Source organism: Bradyrhizobium sp. USDA 4449 (genome assembly GCF_054056275.1).
The window spans coordinates 1,000,169-1,021,011 of sequence record NZ_JBSRYD010000001.1; the positions used below are offsets into that span (position 1 = coordinate 1,000,169).

General features: G+C 64.4%; 19 protein-coding genes. 11 read left to right on the top strand and 8 right to left on the bottom strand.

Features of this window, described 5'->3' with window-relative positions; all coding sequences use genetic code 11:
* Nucleotides 1–173 precede the first annotated feature (173 nt).
* Nucleotides 174–929, top strand: coding sequence for a 16S rRNA (uracil(1498)-N(3))-methyltransferase (locus tag ACVIIW_RS04750; protein ID WP_456699679.1), 756 nt, complete (start codon nt 174–176; stop codon nt 927–929).
* A gap of 120 nt (nt 930–1,049) precedes the next feature.
* Here the strand turns inward: ACVIIW_RS04750 and ACVIIW_RS04755 are convergent, their stop codons facing one another.
* Together ACVIIW_RS04755 and ACVIIW_RS04760 are read right to left on the bottom strand one after the other, a co-directional pair.
* Complete coding sequence (locus ACVIIW_RS04755; RefSeq protein ID WP_456699680.1) at nt 1,050–1,868, bottom strand: helix-turn-helix domain-containing protein; 819 nt, start codon at nt 1,866–1,868, stop codon at nt 1,050–1,052.
* A 203-nt stretch (nt 1,869–2,071) separates the two neighbouring features.
* Nucleotides 2,072–2,578 (bottom strand): hypothetical protein, encoded by a 507-nt coding sequence (locus tag ACVIIW_RS04760; protein ID WP_456699681.1) that lies wholly within the window; start codon nt 2,576–2,578, stop codon nt 2,072–2,074.
* 430 nt (nt 2,579–3,008) lie between these two features.
* Between ACVIIW_RS04760 and ACVIIW_RS04765 the strand changes: the two genes are divergently transcribed.
* The 5 genes from ACVIIW_RS04765 (at nt 3,009) to ACVIIW_RS04785 (ending at nt 8,079) form a co-directional block, all read left to right on the top strand.
* On the top strand, nt 3,009–4,160 hold the full coding sequence (locus ACVIIW_RS04765; protein WP_456699682.1) for an ATP phosphoribosyltransferase regulatory subunit: 1,152 nt from the start codon (nt 3,009–3,011) through the stop codon (nt 4,158–4,160).
* A gap of 3 nt (nt 4,161–4,163) precedes the next feature.
* Complete coding sequence (gene hisG, locus ACVIIW_RS04770) at nt 4,164–5,141, top strand: ATP phosphoribosyltransferase (protein WP_456699683.1); 978 nt, start codon at nt 4,164–4,166, stop codon at nt 5,139–5,141.
* 100 nt (nt 5,142–5,241) lie between these two features.
* Nucleotides 5,242–6,288, top strand: a complete 1,047-nt coding sequence (locus tag ACVIIW_RS04775) for a glycosyltransferase family 2 protein (RefSeq protein ID WP_456699684.1) — start codon at nt 5,242–5,244, stop codon at nt 6,286–6,288.
* Nucleotides 6,285–7,133, top strand: coding sequence for a ChbG/HpnK family deacetylase (locus ACVIIW_RS04780; protein ID WP_456699685.1), 849 nt, complete (start codon nt 6,285–6,287; stop codon nt 7,131–7,133). Before ACVIIW_RS04775 ends, ACVIIW_RS04780 begins: the two co-directional genes overlap by 4 nt.
* Nucleotides 7,134–7,257: 124 nt before the next feature.
* Complete coding sequence (locus ACVIIW_RS04785) at nt 7,258–8,079, top strand: DUF2076 domain-containing protein (RefSeq protein WP_456699686.1); 822 nt, start codon at nt 7,258–7,260, stop codon at nt 8,077–8,079.
* Between the two features lie 67 nt (nt 8,080–8,146).
* Here ACVIIW_RS04785 and ACVIIW_RS04790 read toward each other — a convergent pair whose 3' ends face one another.
* Entirely contained in the window at nt 8,147–8,962 is an 816-nt protein-coding gene (locus ACVIIW_RS04790; RefSeq protein ID WP_456699687.1) for a L,D-transpeptidase, read from the bottom strand.
* A gap of 311 nt (nt 8,963–9,273) precedes the next feature.
* Between ACVIIW_RS04790 and ACVIIW_RS04795 the strand changes: the two genes are divergently transcribed.
* Nucleotides 9,274–10,038, top strand: a complete 765-nt coding sequence (locus ACVIIW_RS04795; protein ID WP_456699688.1) for a protein phosphatase CheZ — start codon at nt 9,274–9,276, stop codon at nt 10,036–10,038.
* A 112-nt stretch (nt 10,039–10,150) separates the two neighbouring features.
* On the opposite strand, the gene ACVIIW_RS04800 is transcribed toward ACVIIW_RS04795, so the two are convergent.
* On the bottom strand, nt 10,151–10,672 hold the full coding sequence (locus tag ACVIIW_RS04800; RefSeq protein ID WP_456699689.1) for a hypothetical protein: 522 nt from the start codon (nt 10,670–10,672) through the stop codon (nt 10,151–10,153).
* A 317-nt stretch (nt 10,673–10,989) separates the two neighbouring features.
* On the opposite strand from ACVIIW_RS04800, the gene ACVIIW_RS04805 reads away from it, so the two are divergent.
* From ACVIIW_RS04805 to ACVIIW_RS04815, 3 genes are all read left to right on the top strand, one after another.
* Complete coding sequence (locus ACVIIW_RS04805; protein ID WP_092229977.1) at nt 10,990–11,286, top strand: co-chaperone GroES; 297 nt, start codon at nt 10,990–10,992, stop codon at nt 11,284–11,286.
* A gap of 117 nt (nt 11,287–11,403) precedes the next feature.
* Nucleotides 11,404–13,035 (top strand): chaperonin GroEL, encoded by a 1,632-nt coding sequence (gene groL, locus ACVIIW_RS04810; protein ID WP_456699690.1) that lies wholly within the window; start codon nt 11,404–11,406, stop codon nt 13,033–13,035.
* A 116-nt stretch (nt 13,036–13,151) separates the two neighbouring features.
* On the top strand, nt 13,152–14,363 hold the full coding sequence (locus tag ACVIIW_RS04815; protein ID WP_456699691.1) for a hypothetical protein: 1,212 nt from the start codon (nt 13,152–13,154) through the stop codon (nt 14,361–14,363).
* A 71-nt stretch (nt 14,364–14,434) separates the two neighbouring features.
* Here the strand turns inward: ACVIIW_RS04815 and ACVIIW_RS04820 are convergent, their stop codons facing one another.
* Both ACVIIW_RS04820 and ACVIIW_RS04825 read right to left on the bottom strand, forming a co-directional pair.
* Nucleotides 14,435–14,833 (bottom strand): META domain-containing protein, encoded by a 399-nt coding sequence (locus ACVIIW_RS04820; protein ID WP_456699692.1) that lies wholly within the window; start codon nt 14,831–14,833, stop codon nt 14,435–14,437.
* 137 nt (nt 14,834–14,970) lie between these two features.
* The gene (locus ACVIIW_RS04825) at nt 14,971–16,635 is read right to left on the bottom strand and encodes an L-lactate permease (protein WP_456699693.1); all 1,665 of its coding nucleotides are present in this window, start codon (nt 16,633–16,635) and stop codon (nt 14,971–14,973) included.
* A gap of 316 nt (nt 16,636–16,951) precedes the next feature.
* Between ACVIIW_RS04825 and ACVIIW_RS04830 the strand changes: the two genes are divergently transcribed.
* A complete protein-coding gene (locus ACVIIW_RS04830) occupies nt 16,952–18,715 on the top strand; it encodes an ABC transporter ATP-binding protein/permease (RefSeq protein WP_456699694.1) in 1,764 nt (587 codons plus the stop codon).
* A gap of 271 nt (nt 18,716–18,986) precedes the next feature.
* Here ACVIIW_RS04830 and ACVIIW_RS04835 read toward each other — a convergent pair whose 3' ends face one another.
* Nucleotides 18,987–19,994, bottom strand: coding sequence for a TorF family putative porin (locus ACVIIW_RS04835; RefSeq protein ID WP_456699695.1), 1,008 nt, complete (start codon nt 19,992–19,994; stop codon nt 18,987–18,989).
* 457 nt (nt 19,995–20,451) lie between these two features.
* Nucleotides 20,452–20,790 (bottom strand): histone, encoded by a 339-nt coding sequence (locus tag ACVIIW_RS04840; RefSeq protein ID WP_456699696.1) that lies wholly within the window; start codon nt 20,788–20,790, stop codon nt 20,452–20,454.
* Nucleotides 20,791–20,843: the final 53 nt, after the last annotated feature.

Genomic DNA, 20,843 nt, shown 5'->3' on the forward strand with positions numbered 1-20,843 from the left:
GCGCCTGCCCAAATGAAGCGCAACCAGCGTGCTCGCGTTCTTACGATTCCTGCCGGCGCTTAACAACCCGCCGAATAGGGCAAGAGCGCGGCGTGCCGACGCACCAATCGGGCGATATTTACCCCCAATGGACCGGTTTCGGTTAAGAAACGGCAACAAATCGGACCTGAATGATGCCTTCCTACGATTTTCGCGGCCCCCGCCTGTTCGTCGACGCCCCCCTGGCTCAGGATGCCAGGGTTCCGCTCGACCGCGACCAGAGCAACTATCTCGGCAACGTGCTGCGGCTTGGCGCCGGGGCCGAAGTCCTGGCGTTCAACGGCCGTGACGGCGAATGGCAGGCCGCCATCGACGGCCGCAAGCGGCCCGACAACCTCATCATTCTCCAGCAGGTCCGGCCCCAGGACCGGCCGGCTGATCTTGCTTACGTCTTCGCCCCGCTCAAGCATGCCCGGCTCGATTATATGGTCCAGAAGGCCATCGAGATGGGCGCCGCCACGCTTCAACCGGTCCTGACCCGGTTCACCCAGGCCTCCCGGGTCAACACCGAGCGCATGCGCGCCAACGCCGTCGAGGCGGCCGAGCAATGCGGCATTTTGAGCATCGCCACGGTCAACGAGCCGGTGCCGCTCGACCGCTATCTCAGTCAGCGCCCGGCCGAACGCTTGCTGATTTTCTGCGATGAGGCGGCGGAGCTTCAAAGCCCCATTCAGAGCCTGCTGGATGCCCGCCAGACCGGCCAAGGTCTCGACGTGCTGATCGGCCCTGAAGGCGGTTTTGCCGAGGAGGAGCGTGCCCTGCTGCTGCGGCAACCGAAAATCCTGCGGCTCGCCCTGGGCCCGCGGATCATGCGCGCCGACACGGCTGCGGTCGCGGCGTTGGCATTGGTCCAGGCTGTACTGGGCGACTGGGGCGGCAGGGGCAGCTGAAAACGGATGAGTTTTTGTTGATGGATGCCGGCCAGGGCTCACATCTCCCCGTTGGGGAGAGGTGACCGAGCAAGCCGATCGAGCCCTTTTCCATGACGGACCAGGATTGCGATCCCTGCGTCAGCTGTGCTCGCGCAGCGATCGATTCAGGGTCTCGGAGGGCAGCTCTCCGAACGCGGCCCTGTAGCTCGCCGCAAACTCACTGAGATGCCAGAAGCCATGTGCAATCGCGCAGGCCTTCACGCTGCGTCGTCCCGGACCGACGCGCAACTGCCTACGCACCGACCAGAGTCGCAGGACCCGGCCATAGCGATGCGGGCTCATGCCGCAGATGGCCTGCGTCGCACTCTGCAGCGTGCGAACCGACACGCCAACACGCTCTGCCATTTCGGTCATCTTGAGCCAGATCGTCAGATCGTGCCGGATCAGTCTTTCCATGTCGGCGACGATCCGCAGGTAGCTCGCCGTGGTGGCATGCACGGATTTGCTGTTTACGCCGGAGCGAATGACCGCATCCATCGCGCTGAGCAGGGATTGTTCGAGCGCCGTTTGCGACGCCGGCCGGGCCAAATAGTCCGGATCGTTGGCGGCGGTTTCGAGGGTCGTGGAGATCAGGCCACGCAAAGAGGCGAGCTCGTTCGAGGCCAGGCTCAGCAAATGATAACCATCATCCAGATGGCACCAGGGCTCGCACGCGGGCGGCGTGAAGTAGACGACACCGATCAGACGACCGACCGGCTCATAGACCAGGCAGTCGGATACCCCCTTCAGAATGACGACCGAGCTGCCGATCGATTGCCCGTTGATGCGGGTCGAGGTGACGTGATCCATCGGCACCACCACGGCGGCGGCATGCGCGAGCTGATAGCCACGGATAATCCGCGGGAAGGTCTTCACCAGAGACAGGCTCAGGTTCGGAAGACTGAGCCGCGCGCGCATGATCGCCGTCGAGCCAGCAGACAAGGGCATGCTGGATGCGCCGGCATATCTCTCACTGTCGCCGAAATGATCGATGTCATACGACCGGAGCTCGAGCGCGGTGGATGGCTTGAGGCCCTGGAACGACAACGCGCACTCCGAGGCGCCCTTCTGCGCTTCATCGCAAGCAATGTTGAGAGGGCTCCGATCCATCGTCCTGCCGCTTACCTCCCCTTCCCGGCCGCTGCAGCGCGCTCGGGCGCCCGCAAATCATCCGGCCCATTGATGCCGGCGCGCTTGAGATCGCGAAGCAGTTTCGTGAGCAGCAACATGTTGGTCTTCTGTAGTTCGTGGTTGTTGCCGAACTTGAATGCGTTCTGCTCGGTCACGATCAGCCCCGCCTTGGTCTCCGCCAGAATTTTCCGTCTCTTCAGCCCCGTCACGCGACGGCGAACCGTCTCCAGCGGCAGGCTGAGGAAGCGAGAGAGCGCCGCGCGGGACACGCCCTGCTTGATCACATCCGGCTCGACCGTGTGAATGCTGGAAAATTTCTCGTCCAGCGCCGGATCGTTCATCACGTTGATGACGTTCGCATTGAGAATCGCATGAACGATCAGAAGGTCCATCGGATCGAATTCGTTGTAATTCCGGAACATCTCGCTGATCGAAAACAGCATGTAGGCCAGTGTGTGTCGCGAGACCGTCCGGATGATGTCTGAAGTATTGCGCATGAATCGGAAACCAGCATTCATCTTGTAAACGATGGCTGCAGCGGACGTATCATCCGACATACCCAAATTGAGTATGCGGCAATTTGCCAGCCACGCTCAATCTTCATCATGATCTCGTGGGCCTGCGGACGCGGGTGCATGGAGGCGAACCGCACTGAATGCTCGATCGGGCGCAGCGGCCCGCTGACGAGGCCGCATCCGACGCCACTGGAGATGCCCAAACATTCATAGCGCATCGGCCACCGTTGCCAGCAGCCCATCTCAGCACAAGGTATTTTGTTACCGTACGTGAGGGGCTCCAAACTCGTTAAGCGATTGATCCTTTGGAGGTCGAAACCGTTTTCCGGCCATGCTAAGGGCTGCGCGAAATCCTGTGCCTCCCTGGCACCCCTGCCCTCGCCCGGTTCCACCGGAACCATGGACCCCAGAGATGACCGCGACTGCCACCTCGAATGCTGCCGGCTCCGCCGCCTGGGCGGATACGCTGCTGTTGTCGTTTGCGCAGGCCGGCTACGTCAGGGCCGAGCCCGCCATCCTGCAACCGGCCGAGCCGTTCCTCGACCTGTCCGGCGAGGACATCCGCAAAAGCCTCTATCTGACCACGGACCTGTCGGGCGAGGAGCTTTGCCTGCGCCCGGACCTGACGATCCCGGTGGCGCGCGACTACCTCGCCTCCAGCCGCGCCGGCCAGCCGGCCGGGTTCAGCTATCTGGGTCCCGTGTTCCGCTACCGCAGCGGCCACAGCAGTCAATTCCTCCAGGCCGGGATCGAGTCGTTCGGCCGCCAGGACAGCGCCGCCGCCGATGCCGAGACGCTGGCGCTGGCACTGGAGGCGACCGCCGCCTTCGGCGTGCGCGACGTCGAGATCCGGACCGGCGACGTCGCGCTGTTCAACGCTCTGCTCGACGCGCTCGACCTTTATCCGGTCTGGCGCCGCCGCCTGGTCAAGGACTTCAACCGCAAGATCAGCCTCGAGCAGGATCTGGAGCGGCTGGCAGCCGAGACCACCGCGACCCGCAGCGAATATGAGGGCGTGCTGGCCGCCCTCGCCGGCTCCGACCGCAAGGCGGCGCTGGCCTTCGTCACCGATTTGATGTCGATCGCCGGCACCACCAATGTCGGCGGCCGTACCACGGCCGAGATCGCCGACCGCTTCCTCGAGCAATCGACGCTGAAGGGCGGTGCGTTGCCGCGCGAGGCGATCACCGTGCTGAAGCGCTTCCTGTCGATCTCGGGGAATCCCGATGAGGCCGTCGCCGCGCTGCGCGCGCTCACCGCCGACGCCAAGCTCGACCTCGCCGGGGCGATCGACCAGCTCGAGAGCCGGGTCGGCTTCATGGCCGCGCGCGGCATCGACGTGAAGACCACGCGCTTCTCGACCGCGTTCGGGCGTGGGCTCGACTATTACACCGGCTTTGAGTTCGAGCTGCATCACCGGGGCAACGGCGCCGAGCCGCTGGTTGCCGGCGGCCGCTATGATGGACTGATGACCCAGCTCGGATCGCGGACCCCCATTCCGGCCGTCGGCTTCTCGGTCTGGGTCGATGCGCTGACCAGGATCGGCCGCAAGGTGGGAGCTTAAGTCATGAGCGCGCCATTCGTTCTGGCCGTTCCCTCCAAGGGCCGCCTGCAGGAAAACACCGAGGCCTTCTTCGCCCGCGCCGGGCTCAAGCTGTCCAAGGCCGGCGGCGCCCGCGACTATCGCGGCACCATCGCGGGCCTCGACAATGTCGAAGTCGCCTATCTCTCGGCGAGCGAGATCGCATCGCAGCTGTCCCGCGGCCTCGCGCATTTCGGCGTCACCGGCGAGGACCTGGTGCGCGAGAATATCGCCGATGCGGAGACGCGCGTGTCGCTGATCGACGGTCTCGGCTTCGGTTATGCCGACGTCGTGGTCGCGGTGCCGCAGGCGTGGATCGACGTGCGCACCATGGCGGATCTCGACGACGTCGCCACCGGTTTCCGCGAGCAGCATCACATGCGGATGCGGGTCGCGACCAAGTTCATCAACCTCACGCGCGCGTTCTTCTCGCAGCAGGGCATCGCCGATTACCGCATCGTCGAAAGCGCGGGCGCGACCGAAGGCGCGCCGGCGGCTGGCAGCGCCGAGTTGATCGTCGACATCACCACGACAGGTGCGACGCTCGCCGCCAACGGCTTGCGGGTGCTCGACGACGGCGTGATCCTGCGCAGCCAGGCCAATTTGGTCGCCTCGAAGGACGCCGACTGGTCGCCGCAGGCCCGCGAGACCGCGCGCGTCATCCTCGACCACATCGCGGCACGGGCGCGGGCCAACAAGTACCGCGAGGTCCGGACCCGCTTCCGGCAATGCGACGCGGCCCTGCTCGGCGAAGCTCACAGCCGATTCGGCGTTGTGGCTCCGTTCGGCGGACCGACATCGTCGGGAATGCTCACGCTGCACTGCCCGCCCGGGCAAATCTATGCGCTCGCGAGCTTCCTGCGCGAACATGGCGCCGAGACCGTCTCCGTGGTTTCGCTCGACTACGTGTTCGACCGGGAGAACCCGCTGTTCGCCAAGCTCGAAGCGTTCCTGCGGCAGTGAGCCCAAAGGTGTCGAGCTGCTCCGTTCAGCGTAGCGACAGCAACCCTCAGCTATCATATGCTGTTGAGATGATCTCGAACGCCCTCTGGAACCCCGATCAATGACGCTGGGCTCTGACGTTTCCGGCCTGACCACCACCGCGGCGACTGCGGCTGCGAAAGGGCTGTCGATTGTCGTTCCTGTCTACAACGAGGCGGCCGGCCTTGCCGTCCTGCACCAGCGCATCTGCGACATCGCCAAGACCCTGCGGCAACGCTACCGCCTTGCCTGCGAGGTCGTTTATGTCGACGACGGCAGCGCGGATGCGACACTTTCGGTCGCGCGCTCGTTGCCGGCTGACGCGGTCGACGTCCAGGTCGTCTCGCTGTCGCGCAATTTCGGCAAGGAGGCGGCACTGATGGCCGGCCTCGACCATGCCCGCCTGGGCGCGGTCATGTTCATGGACGGCGACGGCCAGCATCCGCCCGATCTGGTCGAGCAGCTGGTGCGGCACTGGATCGAGGACGGCTACGACGTCGTCTATACCGCCAAGGCGCACCGCGACAACGAACCTTTCCTGCGGCGGCTCGCCGGGCGCGGCTTCTACGCGCTGATCAATTGGGGCGCCCGCCAGAAAATCCCGGAAGACGCCGGCGACTTCCGCTTGCTGTCGCCCCGCGCGGTCGCGGCCCTCAGGCAGCTGCCGGAGCGCAACCGCTTCTTCAAGGGACTGGCAAGCTGGATCGGCTTCCGTCAGATCCGCGTCGACTATGAGCCAGCAGAGCGTGTCCACGGCGTGACGACGTTCAGCGCCGCGCGCCTGCTCGGCCTGTCGATCGAGGGCGTCACGTCGTTCTCGGTCGCGCCCCTGCGCTTTGCCAGCCTGCTCGGCGTGCTGCTGGCCGGCATCGCCTTCCTGTTCGGGCTCTCGATCCTCTGGGAAGTGTTCACGACGGGCAAGCAGGTGCCCGGCTATCCCTCGCTGGTGGTCGGCCTGATGACGATCGGCGGCGTGCAGCTCATCATGATCGGCATCGTCGGCGAATATATCGGCAAGATCCTGTCCGAGCTGAAAGCGCGTCCGATCTACTTCGTCGCCGAGCACAGCGAAAAGCACTTCGAGGCCGACAAGGCCACCGACGCGCCGAACAGGACGGCGGCCGAATGAGCGCGGCTGCGGCAGCGCCGCGGCGGATCTGGCTCTGCGCCGACGATTACGGCATCAGCCCGGGCGTCAACCGCGCCATCCGCGACCTGATCGAACGCGGCCGCCTCAATGCGACCTCGGTGATGATGGTAGGTCCCGCGATCGCGCCGCACGAGGTCGAGACCCTTCAGGCCGTAGCGGAGGCAAGCCCGCGCTGCGCGATCGGTTTGCATGTGACCCTATCGGCGCCATTCCGGCCGCTCACCATGCATTTCCGTCCGCTCGACGGCGACATGTTCATGGCCTTTCCAAAGCTGCTGCGCGCCGGATTGATGCGGCGGCTCGACAGCGAATTTTTTCGCAACGAGGTGCGGGCACAGCTTGCGGCCTTTGCCGAAGCCTTCGGCCGCGCGCCCGACTTCGTCGACGGCCATCAGCATGTGCAGTTGTTTCCGCAAGTGCGTGACGGCTTTGTCGAGGCCGTCGCGGAGATCGCGCCGAAGGCATGGGTGCGCCAGGGCGGCCGGGATCTGCCGCTGGCGCAACGGCTGACGTCTCCAAAGGCGATGGTGCTCGATATCCTCAGCGCGCAATTCCGCAAGCGTGCGGGGCGCGCCGGTCTCGCATTCAATCCTGCCTTTGCGGGGGCCTACGACTTCACGCGGGCGGCTGATTTCGGCGCGCTGATGCGCCAATTCCTCGAGGCTCTTCCCGAGGGCGGCCTCGTGATGTGCCATCCGGGCTTCGTCGACGAGATCCTCACCGGTCTCGACCCGATGACGGACGTCCGGGAGCGCGAGCATGGCTATCTCGCCAGCGACGCCTTCGCGCAGCTGCTCGCGACCAGTCATGTGACATTGGGATGAAAGCGGCGAAAGCCAAGCCACGGGCCCATTTGTCGCATACCGAAATTTAATCCGGCGGCCACTGTTGGGGCCACAATGGAACCCTACATCCCGCTTGCGCTTGTTTCGCGCGAGGGAGATGACCATGACGCCGCAGGAACGCCAGCTCGTGGACGAGCTTTTCGACCGGCTTTCGAAGCTGGAAAATGCACCGCGCGATCCCGACGCGATCGCCGCGATTTCGGACGGCTTGCGCAAGGCGCCGGGCGCGGTCTATGCGCTGGTGCAGACCACGCTGCTGCAGGACGAGGCGCTCAGGCGCGCACATAACCGCATCCAGGAGCTGGAAGCGGCCCATGCGCCGGAGCAGCCCCAGTCCGGCGGCTTCCTGGATACGATGCGCGACACGCTGTTCGGCTCGAGTCCGTCGCGCGGCTCGGTTCCGAACGTGCCGCCGCGCGAGCAGCGGCCGGTCTGGAACAGCGGCCAGGCGATGCAGCAGGCCCAGCCGGGTTACGGCCAGCCGCCCTATGGACAGGCTTACGGGCAAGGTCAGGGGTATGGACAAGGTTACGGCGCCCCGCCGGTCGGTGGTGGCGGCGGCTCGTTTCTCGGCACCGCGGCGGCAGCCGCCGCCGGCGTGGTCGGCGGCTCGCTGCTGCTCTCCAGTATTCGCGGCATGATGGGCGGCGGATCGCATCAGGCTTTTGGCGACACCACCATCATCGAGGAACGCGGCGGTGGCGGTCCCTGGGGCGGCGACCAGTCCGGCGGCTCGCTCGCGCGCGATGCCGGCCTCGATGACATCGGATCGAACCGGGATTCCCGTCAGGGCTTCCTCGACCAGGGATCGAACGATCAGGACAACAACGACCAGAATTTCGACAACAACGACGACGGCAATACGGACGTCGCCGACGATAGCGATTTCGGCGGCGGAGACGACGGCGGCAGCGATTACGCGTGAGGCTGCGCCAGCGCCAAGCAGAAACGGCCGCCGGTGAGGCGGCCGTTTTTATTGGAAGGTCAGGCGCTCACATCACCACGACCTTGGTGCCGACATTGACGCGGCCGTAGAGGTCGATGACGTCCTCGTTGCGCATGCGGATGCAGCCGGAGGAGACGTTGGTGCCGATGGTCCAGGGCTCGTTGGAGCCGTGGATGCGGTAGAGCGTCGAGCCGAGATACATCGCACGCGCGCCGAGCGGATTTTCCGGACCGCCTTCCATGTGCCTGGGCAAATCGGGGCGGCGCGCGATCATTTCCGCCGGTGGCGTCCAGTCCGGCCATTCGCGCTTGGCCGTGATCGACTTCACCCCGGTCCAGGTGAAGCCTTCGCGGCCGACGCCGATGCCATAACGCATCGCGCGGCCGTTGCCCTCGACGAGATAGAGGAACTTGTTGTTGGAATCGACGACGATCGTGCCGGCGCTTTCCTTGCCGCTATAGTCGACAACTTGCTTCTCGAACTTCGGATCGAACGGACGCTGGCGCGGATCGACCGCCTCCTGCTGGTAGCTTGCGCCCTGCTGATATGCACCCTGCATCTGCGGTTCGCCCATCGGCGGCATCCGGCGCGGATCGGCATAGGCCGGCTGCTGCTGATAGATCGGCTGTTGCGGCGAATAGGCCGGACCGCGGCCGGGACCATCGCCGAACAGGAACTCGATGAAGCCGCCGCCCATGTTGGCATTGGAGGCGACGCGCACCGGCGCCGGAGCGACCTGCCGCTGGTAGAGCACTGCAGGCGGATCGTTCGGCACGCTGTTGTCGAAGGCGCTCGCGCTGGTAGCGCCGACAATGAAGGCGCATGCGCTGCCGAGCAGCGCGACAGACATTTTCTTGAACATCGACGTACTCTGTACTGTTTCGTCTCGTTGCATTCGCCGCCGAACGCGCTGGTTGTTGGCGTCCTCGACGTGGTCAATAAAGAGCAAACTCCGTTTCGTTTGGTAAACGCAGCGGCCGTTTCGATTCACCACGTCGCGAACGGCGGTGCAATTTGGCGATCAGCGTTTATTTTCGATGAAGCGCAAAGCCTCATGGTTAATCGCGCGTTTGCACGCCGTCGCACGCGGCCGCACCACACTTCCGGACGTGAACCTCGTGTTAAATTGCTTCTGCCTACAAAGACGCGTGAGTGAGGTGGGGGAGTATCCTGATGGCTGTTCACCGCAAGCGTTTTCGTGTCGAGGATATCGCCGGTGGCGAGATGCCAGTTCTGGACGTAACCGACGAGTCGGGCCCGATGCATACCGAGATCATGGCAGAGCTGCGCGCGATCCGCGCACAGATGGCCCGAAGCGGTCAGCCCGCGCTGCCGCCGAGCGAAGGCGTCGTGGCGCAGGAAGTCGCGGAGACGCGCGCGTTGCTCGACACCTACCGGGCCCAGATCGAGCAATGCGAGAAGCTGAAGGTCGAGCTCGACCTCATTCATGACGCCATCGACCGCACCAAGCGCGAGATCGCGACCCTGCACGGCAAGAGCTTCGACGGCGGCGAGATGGCCAAGGTCAATGGCGAGCTCGGCGCGGTGGTCGGCGGTACCGAGCAGGCGACCCAGCAAATTCTCGAAGCGGCCGAATCGATCGACCAGGCCGCGAGCGCCATGTCCAAGGTGCAATCGGCCGACCAGCAGAAGCGGCTCGCCGACGACATCCAGGAACGCGTCATCTCGATCTTCGAAGCCTGCAACTTCCAGGACCTGACCGGCCAGCGTATCAGCAAGGTCATGAACACGATGAAGTTCATCGAGCAGCACATCAATTCGATGATGGACATCTGGGGCGGCGTCGACGCCATCAAGTCCCACGCGCCGGTGCCGGTCGACACCCGCAGTGAAGACGAAAAGCTCCTCAACGGTCCGAAGCTCGCCGGCGACGTCGGTCACGCCTCGCAGGACGATATCGACGCGCTGTTCGACTGAGCGAACGCGAGATCAGAAAAACGAAACGCCGGCGCAAGCCGGCGTTTTTTGTTTTGGGCTGTCATTGCGAGACCCCTTCCTTCTTCCCTTGCGGGAGAGGGGACGTCAGACATCACGCCCGCGGCGCGCAACGAACGTAGACCATGTTGCCGTAGCGGGTGGCGGCGTCCTTGTCGACGAAGCGGGTGATCATGACGCGACCGTCGAAGGAGACGACCTCGCGATCCAGCTCGCCCGGCGTCGGGCCGGGGGGGCCGATATAGTTCTTGCCGCTCGGCGAGCCCTTCAGCCGCAGCTCCTGCGGCGTCGCCTGATCGGCGAGATGCATGATCACGCCGCCGGAGGACCCGGCGCCGATCACGTAGGGATTTTTGCACTGGGCCCGCGCGGCCGCTTCGGTGCGGGCGCGGTCGGCCGGGTTCTGGAACGAGGCGAGGCCCCATCGGCCGACGATCTCGTCGGCGCGGATGGAGGCCGGCATTTCCGGCCCGGTGCCGGGCTCAGCCTCGGGCGCCGGCTGGGACGACGAGAAGGACGGCAGGCTCATGCCGCCGCCGCAGGCACCCAGCAGCAGCGCAAGGCAAGAGGCCGCCGCCAGATTGGCAACCGTGCGCGCGTGAGCTGAACTGATCATGGCATTCCCCCAAGCAAGCCTTTGGCCGCGCCCCTCCCGCAGCCAAGCGCAAAACCGCTGCCGGAGCAATGACGTCCTACTACACGCCGGCGCTCCGAACGAATTTCTATTGCCACCATCCTATATCCGCCTCACCAATCGCTTAACCACCTTTGCTTGACAGGATCGCGGCCAAGCCATATTTCCGTGGCGCACTATTAGCACTCGGAAAGCCCGATTGCTAAGCGCGCCGTGCGACCCTCGGGAGGGGGAACGGCGGCGCCGCCCCCACCCACTTCCGCTGCTTTCAGAGAAGCGAGCCTCCAAAGGGAAACGTCATGGCTAAGTCCAAATTTCGTCCGCTGCATGACCGTGTCGTGGTCAAACGTATCGACGCCGAGGAAAAGACCAAGGGCGGCATCATCATCCCCGACACCGCCAAGGAAAAGCCGTCCCAGGGCGAAATCGTCGCCGTCGGCCCCGGCGGCCGTGACGAGGCTGGCAAGCTGATCCCGATCGACCTCAAGGTCGGCGACCGCGTGCTGTTCGGCAAGTGGTCGGGCACCGAGGTCAAGATCGACAACGAAGATCTCCTGATCATGAAGGAGTCGGACATCATGGGCGTGATGGCCTAAGGCCATCTGCCTGAACAGCCGCTGAATGTCATGCCCGGATCATCAGGTCCGGGCATCCATCATTCCGCCTGATATCACCACGCACGACACATCACGAATGAACAGGGATTGCAGAACATGGCTGCCAAGGACGTCAAGTTTTCCGGAGACGCGCGCGATCGCATGCTGCGGGGCGTCGACATTCTCGCCAACGCCGTCAAGGTGACGCTCGGCCCCAAGGGCCGCAACGTCGTCATCGAGAAGAGCTTCGGCGCGCCCCGCATCACCAAGGACGGCGTCACCGTCGCCAAGGAGATCGAGCTCGAGGACAAGTTCGAGAACATGGGCGCCCAGATGGTGCGTGAGGTCGCCTCCAAGACCAACGATCTCGCCGGCGACGGCACCACCACCGCGACCGTGCTGGCCCAGGCCATCGTCCGCGAAGGCGCCAAGGCGGTTGCCGCCGGCATGAACCCGATGGACCTCAAGCGCGGCATCGACAGCGCGGTTGCGGCCGTCGTCAAGGACATCGAAAAGCGCGCCAAGCCGGTCGCCGCCTCCTCCGAGGTCGCCCAGGTCGGCACCATCTCGGCCAACGGCGATGCCGCCATCGGCAAGATGATCGCCCAGGCGATGCAGAAGGTCGGCAACGAGGGCGTCATCACCGTCGAGGAAAACAAGTCGCTCGACACCGAAGTCGACATCGTCGAGGGCATGAAGTTCGACCGCGGTTATCTCAGCCCCTACTTCGTGACCAATCCCGAGAAGATGACCGCCGAGCTCGAGGACGCCTACATCCTCCTGCACGAAAAGAAGCTCTCCGGGCTGCAGGCCATGCTGCCGGTGCTGGAAGCCGTGGTGCAGTCGGGCAAGCCGCTCGTCATCATCGCCGAGGACGTCGAGGGCGAAGCTCTCGCCACCCTGGTCGTCAACCGCCTGCGTGGCGGCCTCAAGGTTGCCGCGGTGAAGGCGCCGGGCTTCGGTGATCGCCGCAAGGCCATGCTCGAAGATCTCGCGATCCTGACCGGCGGCCAGCTGATCTCCGAAGACCTCGGCATGAAGCTCGAGAACGTCACGGTGAAGATGCTGGGTCGCGCCAAGAAGGTCGTGATCGACAAGGAGAACACCACGATCGTCAACGGTGCGGGCAAGAAGCCCGACATCGAGGCCCGCGTCGGCCAGATCAAGGCCCAGATCGAGGAGACCACCTCGGACTACGACCGCGAGAAGCTGCAGGAGCGTCTGGCCAAGCTCGCCGGCGGCGTCGCGGTGATCCGCGTCGGCGGCGCGACCGAGATCGAGGTCAAGGAGAAGAAGGATCGCGTCGAGGACGCGCTCAACGCCACCCGCGCCGCGGTGCAGGAAGGCATCGTCCCCGGCGGCGGCGTGACCCTGCTGCGCGCCAAGAAGGCCGTCGGCCGTCTCACCAACGCCAATGCCGACGTCCAGGCCGGCATCAACATCGTGCTGAAGGCGCTGGAAGCCCCGATCCGTCAGATCTCCGAGAACGCGGGCGTGGAAGGCTCGATCGTGGTCGGCAAGATCCTGGAGAACAAGTCCGAGACGTTCGGCTTCGACGCCCAGACCGAGGACTATGTCGACATGATCGAGAAGGGCATCATCGATCCCGCCAAGGTGGTGCGCACCGCGCTGCAGGACGCTTCCTCCGTGGCCGGCCTGCTGGTGACCACCGAAGCGATGGTCGCCGAAGCCCCGAAGAAGGACGCCTCGCCCGCCATGCCGGCCGGCGGCGGCATGGGCGGCTTCTAAGCCCATCCTGACCTGACGATGTTGCGAAGGCCGCCTCCGGGCGGCCTTCTTTTTTGCCGATCGTGGGCCGTGCTACTACGGTGGCGCCCGATTCCATTCGTTCGAGGATTTCGTCAATGCGCGCGCTTCTGTTTTGCCCGACGGCTGTTTTGGCGTCCCTGCTGGTGATTTCGCCAGGGCTCGTGTCCGCCCAGATGAAGCTGTCGCCGAAGGCCGCGGCACCCGGCGGCGTGGAGACACGCTACTTCACCTCGATCGACGGGCTGATGGACGGCAACGCCGACGTGATCCTGAAGGAGACGCGGCAGGGCAAGACGGTTACCGCGGCCGTGCTCGACGTCTGCTATCCCGTGGCGAAGAATTCCGACCGCAAGGACCGCTTCGTCGTCAATCTCCAGGTCTCCGGCCAGACGCTGACCGGCACGACCACGAGCCTCGGCGCGAAGGCGCCTGTCACGGTCAAGCTCACCCGCAAGCCGACCGGCGACACGTTCGAATTCCGCGGCCAGATCGGCATCGGTCAGGCCGTGACGGAGGTGACCTCGCCCGACAATGCCGATCTCAGCGAGAAGGAATTCTTGGACAACCAGACCACCGACGACGGCATCACGCCGCAGCCGAAGGATTTTACCGAAGTCTCGCCCGAAGCGATCGCCGTCAAGGTCAAGCTCGATGCCGCGACCGACTTCCTGAAGAGCCTCAAGGGCCAGGACGTCGAGGTGACGCTGGCAAGTCTCTCCGTCGGCTGCGACGCGCTGCGTGCCGGCGAGCAGACCATCAACATGTCGGTCGATCCTGAGCACGCGGCGGCGCTGCTCGCGAAATTCAAGGCGATGCCGGGCGTCACCGCCGCCGGCTGGACCGCGGGGCTCGTGGAGATGGATCGCACCATCCGCATCGGAGCCGCCGATTGGCGCGACGGCGACAAGATCAACCGCGACAAGCTCGCCACCGCGATCGCCGGCGTGCTGAGCAAGACGCTCGCGGCCAAGCCGGTCTCGCAGAGCTTCAGCGCCTCAACCGGCAAGCTCAAGCTCGTCTTCAAGCGGCCCAACCAGGATTTCCCGGCGCTCGAGCTCACCGACACGATCGAGGTTGCGGGCCTCGTCTCCGCCGACAAGCCAGGAGCAACCGACAAGCTGATCGTCTGGATCGGCAGTCCCTCGACCACGACCGCCGACGAGAGCACCGGCGCCAAGCTCAACGTATCCGACGAGGCGGCAGCCGACGAGGAAGGCGACCAGCCCGACGACGACGGCTCGGTGGATGCGCTCACCCGGGAACTGAAGGGCCAGCGCTGGGACGCCGACAAGTCGGTCTGGAAGTAGGCGAAGCTCTCGTGCCCCGACGCAGCGCAGCACCCCAGTGATGCGCCTTGTCCGGGACACGAATGAGCGAGCTAATTCCCGTTCTCGCGGAAACGCAGCGTCTTCGGGCCGATCAGCGTGAGCATGTCGCCCTGGCGCTTCCAGGTCTCGACGGCGGCGAGCGCCGCGACGAGATCGTCATCGGCCTGGGCCTTGGCCGGCGGACAGGACCGATCCTGAATTGCGCCGGGAACGAAGATCACGGTGTTGCCCGCCACCGAGAATTGACCCTTGCCGCCCTTGCACCAGAGTTCGAGCACGACCTCGCCATTGTCGCCGATCTCGAGGTTCGGGATGCGCTTCGAGCCGGGCTGCGGCACGGCCTCCATCGTCATCTCGGTGCCGAAGGGAAAGCCCTCTTCCGCACGCGCGACCGCGGACATCACAAGCAACGCCGCCGCGCCACACACCATCTGCTTCAACGACACCATGAGACCTCTCGACCGACCCGATTTGCCGGGTCTTCTATAAGAGGAAGAAGCCTTTGAGAAGGTTCGTGGGTTCACGACACAAAAATCCCCGCCGGAAAGGTCCAGCGGGGATTTGCGTCGAAGCCGCCCGTCGCCTGCTACTTCAGGACGAGCTCCGTGAACGGATAGACATAGGCTTGCAACGTCACGAACACACCGACGAGGCAGGCCAGCACGATCGAGTGCCAGAACACGAAACGCAGGATCGTGCCTTCGTGGCCGTACCAGTTGGTGGCGGTCGAGGCGACGACGATCGATTGCGCATCGATCATCTTGCCCATCACGCCGCCGGACGAGTTCGCCGCCGCCATCAGGATCGGCGACAGGCCGAGCTGCTGCGAGGTGATCTTCTGGAGGTTGCCGAACAGGATGTTCGACGATGTATCGGATCCGGTCAGCGCCACGCCCAACCAGCCGAGCAGCGTGCCGAAGAAGGGATAGAGCACGCCGGTTGCGGCAAAGGCGAGTCCCAGCGTCGCGTCGACGCCGGAGAGGCGCGTCAGCGTGCCGATCGCGAGCATCGCCGAGATCGTGATCAGCGAGATCGCACAGAGCCTTATGGTGCGGCCGTATTCAACCAGCAGCCGGCCAGGACCGACGCCCATCAGGAAGCCAGAGATGATCGCCGCGATCAGCATGCCGGTGCCGGTGAAGGACAGATAGGTGAAGCCGAACACCGCGGCTTCCTTGGTCGGCGCGGGCGCCACCGGCGGCATCTTGTTGATCATCTGGTGCAGCTCAGGGACGGCGTAGTTCCAGGTGAAGATGCCGTTCGCCCAGGTCTTGAAGGCACCATTGCCCCAGATCAGCATCACGACGCAGACGATGAACCACGGCAACAGCGCGCTGAGGAGCTCAGCTTGCGTCAGCGGCGTCCTGTCGAGCGATTTTGCCGAGGCCATGGTCGCTGCCGATTCATCACGTCCGCGCAACGCCGGCGACAGCCACAGCTGCTTCGGCTGCCAGACCTTCAGGAACAGGATCAGCGCGCCCATCGAGATCAGCGACGCGCCGATGTCGACGATCCAGGGATTGACGAAGTTCGAGATCACGAATTGCGGGACCGCGAACGTCACGCCGGTAACGAGGATGGCCGGCCAGACGTCTTTCATGCCCTTCCAGCCCGCGAACGCCCACACCACCCAGAACGGCACGATCAGCGAGAACAGCGGCAATTGCCGTCCCACCATGGCGCCGAGAATGTAGGGATCGAGCCCGGTGACGGAGGCGAGGCCCTGGATCGGTGTGCCCAGCGCGCCGAAGGCAACGGGCGCGGTGTTCGCGATCAGGGACAGGCCGGAGGCCGCGAGCGGCGAGAAACCGAGACCGATCAGCACGGCGCCGGTGATCGCCACCGGGGTACCGAAGCCCGATGCACCCTCGAAGAAGGCGCCGAACGAGAAGGCGATCAGCAGCAACTGCAGGCGCCGGTCCTCGGTGACGCCGCCGACCGCGCGCTTGAGCAGCTCGAACCGCCCGGTCGTCACCGTCACCTGATAGAGGAAGATGACGTTGAGAACGATCCAGCCGATCGGAAAGAAGCCGGTCACGATGCCCAGGATCGAGGCGCGGATCGACATGTTCACCGGCATGGTGAAAACGAAGATCGTGATCAGGTTGGTCACGATCACGGCGATGATGGCTGCGATGTGAGCCTGAACGCGCCCGCTCGCGATCAGGACCAGCAACGTGACGACGGGTACCGCCGCCGCCATCGTCGACAGCACAGGGCTGTGCAGCGGGTCATAGATTTGATTCCACATGGTCTTCCTCCCCCACGCATGTGTACGGCAGGCGGCCCGCGTGGACAGCCGAGCCTGCTTGGCGCTGGAAGCGATAACCCCCGAGTTGAACGCGAATTCCTCGCGAGAACCGCGGTTCCCGCCCGCTCACAAGCTCGCGAAAAGCTGGAGGCCCCCCACCCCATGCCGTTGTGCCCATGCTAGGGTTGCGAGCCGCGGCTCGCCAACGCAAATTGCACGACTTGCGACTTTAGTCTAAGCGCGCCCCTCTTCTGCCATGGCCTCGGCCGCTTGGTTTTTGGGGCCGCCGTGAATATCCCTCAGGAGATCCCACTCTGTGAACAACATCCGCGCCACGCTCGCGACCGTCTGGCGAATCGCCATCCCTTATTTCCGGTCGGAGGACAAATGGGCCGGCGGCGGCCTGCTCGCCGCCGTCATCACGATCGAGCTGGCGCTGGTCGCGATCGACGTGCTCGTGAACCAGTGGCAGAACCGGTTCTACAGCGCGCTCCAGGCGAACGACCTCGACGCCTTCGTGACGCAGATCTGGATCTTCATCGGACTCGCCTCGGTCTACATCGCGCTGGCCGTCTACAAGCTCTATCTGAACCAATGGCTGCAGATCCGCTGGCGCCAATGGCTGACACGGCACTATCTCGGCGAATGGCTCCAGGGCGCCACGCACTATCGCATGCAGCTCAAGGGCGATGCCGCCGACAACCCGGACCAGCGCATCACGGAAGACGTCAAGAACTTCGTAGAGCAGACCCTGACCATCGGCCTCGGCCTGCTCTCGTCGATCGTGACGCTGTTCTCTTTCGTCATCATCCTCTGGGGTCTCTCCAACGCCGCGCCACTGCATTTGTTCGGCACCGACTACATGATCCCGGGCTATCTGTGCTGGGGCGCGCTGATCTACGCGATCTTCGGCACGGCGCTGACCCACTGGATCGGCGCACCGCTGGTCAACCTCAATTTCGAGCAGCAGCGCTATGAAGCCGACTTCCGCTTCAACCTCGTCCGCGTCCGCGAGAACTCCGAGCAGATCGCATTGCTGAAGGGAGAAGGCGCCGAACGCAGCCGCCTGCTGGATCGCTTCGGCTTCGTGATCGGCAATTGGTACGCGATCATGAGCCGGACCAAGCGCCTGACGATGTTCACGGCGAGTTATCAGCAGGCCGCCGTGATCTTTCCCTACGTGCTGGTCGCGCCCGCCTTCTTCGCCAAGAAGATCCAGCTCGGCGACATGATGCAGACCGCATCGGCGTTTTCGAGCGTGCAGGGTGCGCTGTCGTTCTTCGTCGTCGCTTATCGATCGCTCGCGGAATGGCGCTCGATCGTCGCTCGTCTCGACGGCTTCGAGATGTCGGTCGCGACAGCGGCAAACGTATCGGCGCATGAGCCGACGATTGAACTGAAGGCAGCGGGCGGCAGCCGGAATATCGGCCTCGACAAGCTCTGCGTGAACCTGCCCAACGGCGCGCCGCTGGTCGCGGCCGACGGTTTCGCCATCCAGACGCCGGAGCGGGTGCTCGTGACCGGACCGTCGGGCTCCGGCAAGTCGACGCTGTTCCGCGCCATCGCGGGCATCTGGCCATTCGGCACCGGCAGCATCGTCATCCCCGCGCAGGCGAAGCTGATGATGCTGCCGCAACGCCCCTATTTCCCGGTCGGTGCATTGGGCGACGCGGTGATCTACCCGGCAGCGCCCGGCGCGTTTCAGGCGACCCGAATCAGGGACGCGGTGACGTCAGTCGGCCTGCCCGACCTCGCCGAGCGGCTCACTGAGGAAGGCCATTGGAACAGGATGCTGTCGCTCGGCGAGCAGCAGCGCCTGGGGCTTGCCCGCGCGCTGCTGCATGCGCCGGACTACCTGTTCCTGGACGAGGCCACCGCCTCGCTCGACGAGCCCTCCGAGGCACGGCTCTACAGGTTGCTGACGGAAAGGCTGCCGCAGGCCACCATCGTCTCAATCGGGCATCGCTCGACGCTCGATGCGTTCCACACCCGCAAGGTGACCATGGTGAAGGACGGCGCGATCCATGTGCTGGGCAATGGCGGCGCACCGGCCGAGCCGGAGCCAACTACGGCGCGCTGAGGCGCGTCCCTCGTCGTCGGCTGTCGCGCCGAAAGAACGGATGGGCCGCTGCCTCGCCCCCCTCCGAGCGCCCCCAACTCGGGCCTCGTCATTGCGAGGAGCTCGCGACAAAATTGCGAAGCAATTTTGCGCTGATGCGACGAAGCAATCCGGACTGCTTCCGCGGAGGGATACTGGATTGCTTCGCTACGCTCGCGATGACGGAGCGCCCCAAGACAAAAGGGCGGCAGATTGCTCTGCCGCCCTTTTTCGAGTCGCTTCGGGAAGAAGCCTACTTCAGGTTCGTCATCGCCGTCAGGTCGAAGGACAGCTTGGCGATACCGGCGGCGCCGCACCAGTTGGAGCCGACGCCAGTCGGGTTGATGGCGGTGATATTGTTCGAGCCCGAACCATTGAAGGCGCTGGTGAAGGCGTTGCAATTGCCCTTGTTCAGGTCGGTGTCGGAGTAGCGCAGATCGAGCGTGAACACCTTGTAGGTGAAGCCGACGCCGATGTTCCAGGTATTGTAGTCGGCGTACTTGATGCCGTTCGGAAACGGACCGGCAAAGCCGGGATTGGTGAAGGTGGTGCCGTAGAACGCATCGCTGGTGCCGAGGAATTGGCGACCGAATTCACCCGACACATACATGCCGACGCCGCTCGAGCCGAAGATCGTGCTGGGCGCGGTGTACTTCGCGGTGATCGAGGCGTAGTCGCCCCAGGCGCCGGAGTTCAGGAAGTTCGGCGAGTAGTACTCGTTCAGGCCGACCGCCCAGTTGTCGTTGATGGTGTAAGTCATCTTGCCGTAGACTTCGAAGAAGCTGACGTCCTTCTTCATGACGTTGCCGTTGGCAAGGAAGATCGTGTTGGCGCTGACCGGGCAGGAGCCGCCGCCGCCGGGGACGTTGTCGGCGCAGTTTCCACCTGGATAGAGATAACCCCAGACGCCGATGTCGAAGGCAAACGCGCCGAAGGTCGGGCGGATACCGCCGTAGACGTCGATTTCAGCTGCGGCCCGGTTGGCAAAGGAGATGCTCTCACCCGACAGGCCGACATAGAGCTGCAGGTCCTTGGTGACATTGTAGCGCGGCTCGAAATAGGCCGCGACCGACGGCTTGTGGTTCGACTGGGTCACGCCACGGAAGATGTAGTCGTTCATGGCCGCGCCGCCGAAGGCGATATCCCAGGGATCGAACGCGGGCGCAGGGGGAGCCTTCACAGCCTTCAAAGGCATATCCGCTGCGAAAGCCGAGCCCGTCACCATTGCCAGCGCCGTTGCCAACAAAGTCACTTTCTTCATTTCGATCCCCATCACCAGTTCTACTCAGTCGGATCCCGGAAGCCCCCCGGGGCGTACGACGTGTCTGCAAAATTGCGTTACAGCGGCAATTTGAAGCGAGGCGCGCAAAGCGAGAAGCAAAAAACGAGAGCAACTGCCGACTTTTTAGGCGTTATGGCGATTCCACGAAAGGTTGCCAGCCAGTGTTGCTTCTCGATCACATTATTTCCACGCCAAGTGCGCACGGGAGTCCGGGTTCTGACGTATGCCCGAGCCGGCGTGGCACGGGTGCCACGAATCACTGACTCAAAAACCGGCACTCTCAGGCCGCTGTGGCGGCAACGCAAAAGGCCGCAGCGTCACCGCCGCGGCCTTTCTGTCGTCGATCATTTCGTCGACCAAGCCTGAGCCCAGTCTTGAGCTCAGGCCCGGTCCTGGCCTCGGTGGTCCCTGGCCTCGGTGGTCCCTGGCCTCGGTGCTAGCCTTGCCCGTCGGCCTGTGTCGGCTCCGCAGCAGACGAAGGCATCGCCCAGCTTGTCTCCGCGGCGGGCTCGGGAGCCGGCGCAGCCGCCGGCTTCGGCGCGCGAGCTGCCTTCTTCGGAGCTGCCTTCTTTGCAGCTTTCTTCGGTGCTGCCTTCACAGCCTTCTTGGCCGCAGCCTTCTTGGCGGTCTTCTTGGCGGCCTTCTTTGGCGCGGCCTTCTTGGCCGATTTCTTCGCTGCCTTCTTGGCCGCCTTCTTCTTTGTCGTCCTCTTCGCCGCTACGACCTTTTTGGCCTTTTTGGCCTTCTTGCTTTTTTTCTTGCTCGCTTTCGCCATCGTGATCCTCCTGTTGCCGCCGAACAATGATCGATCGGGCGCCCTTCAACCGT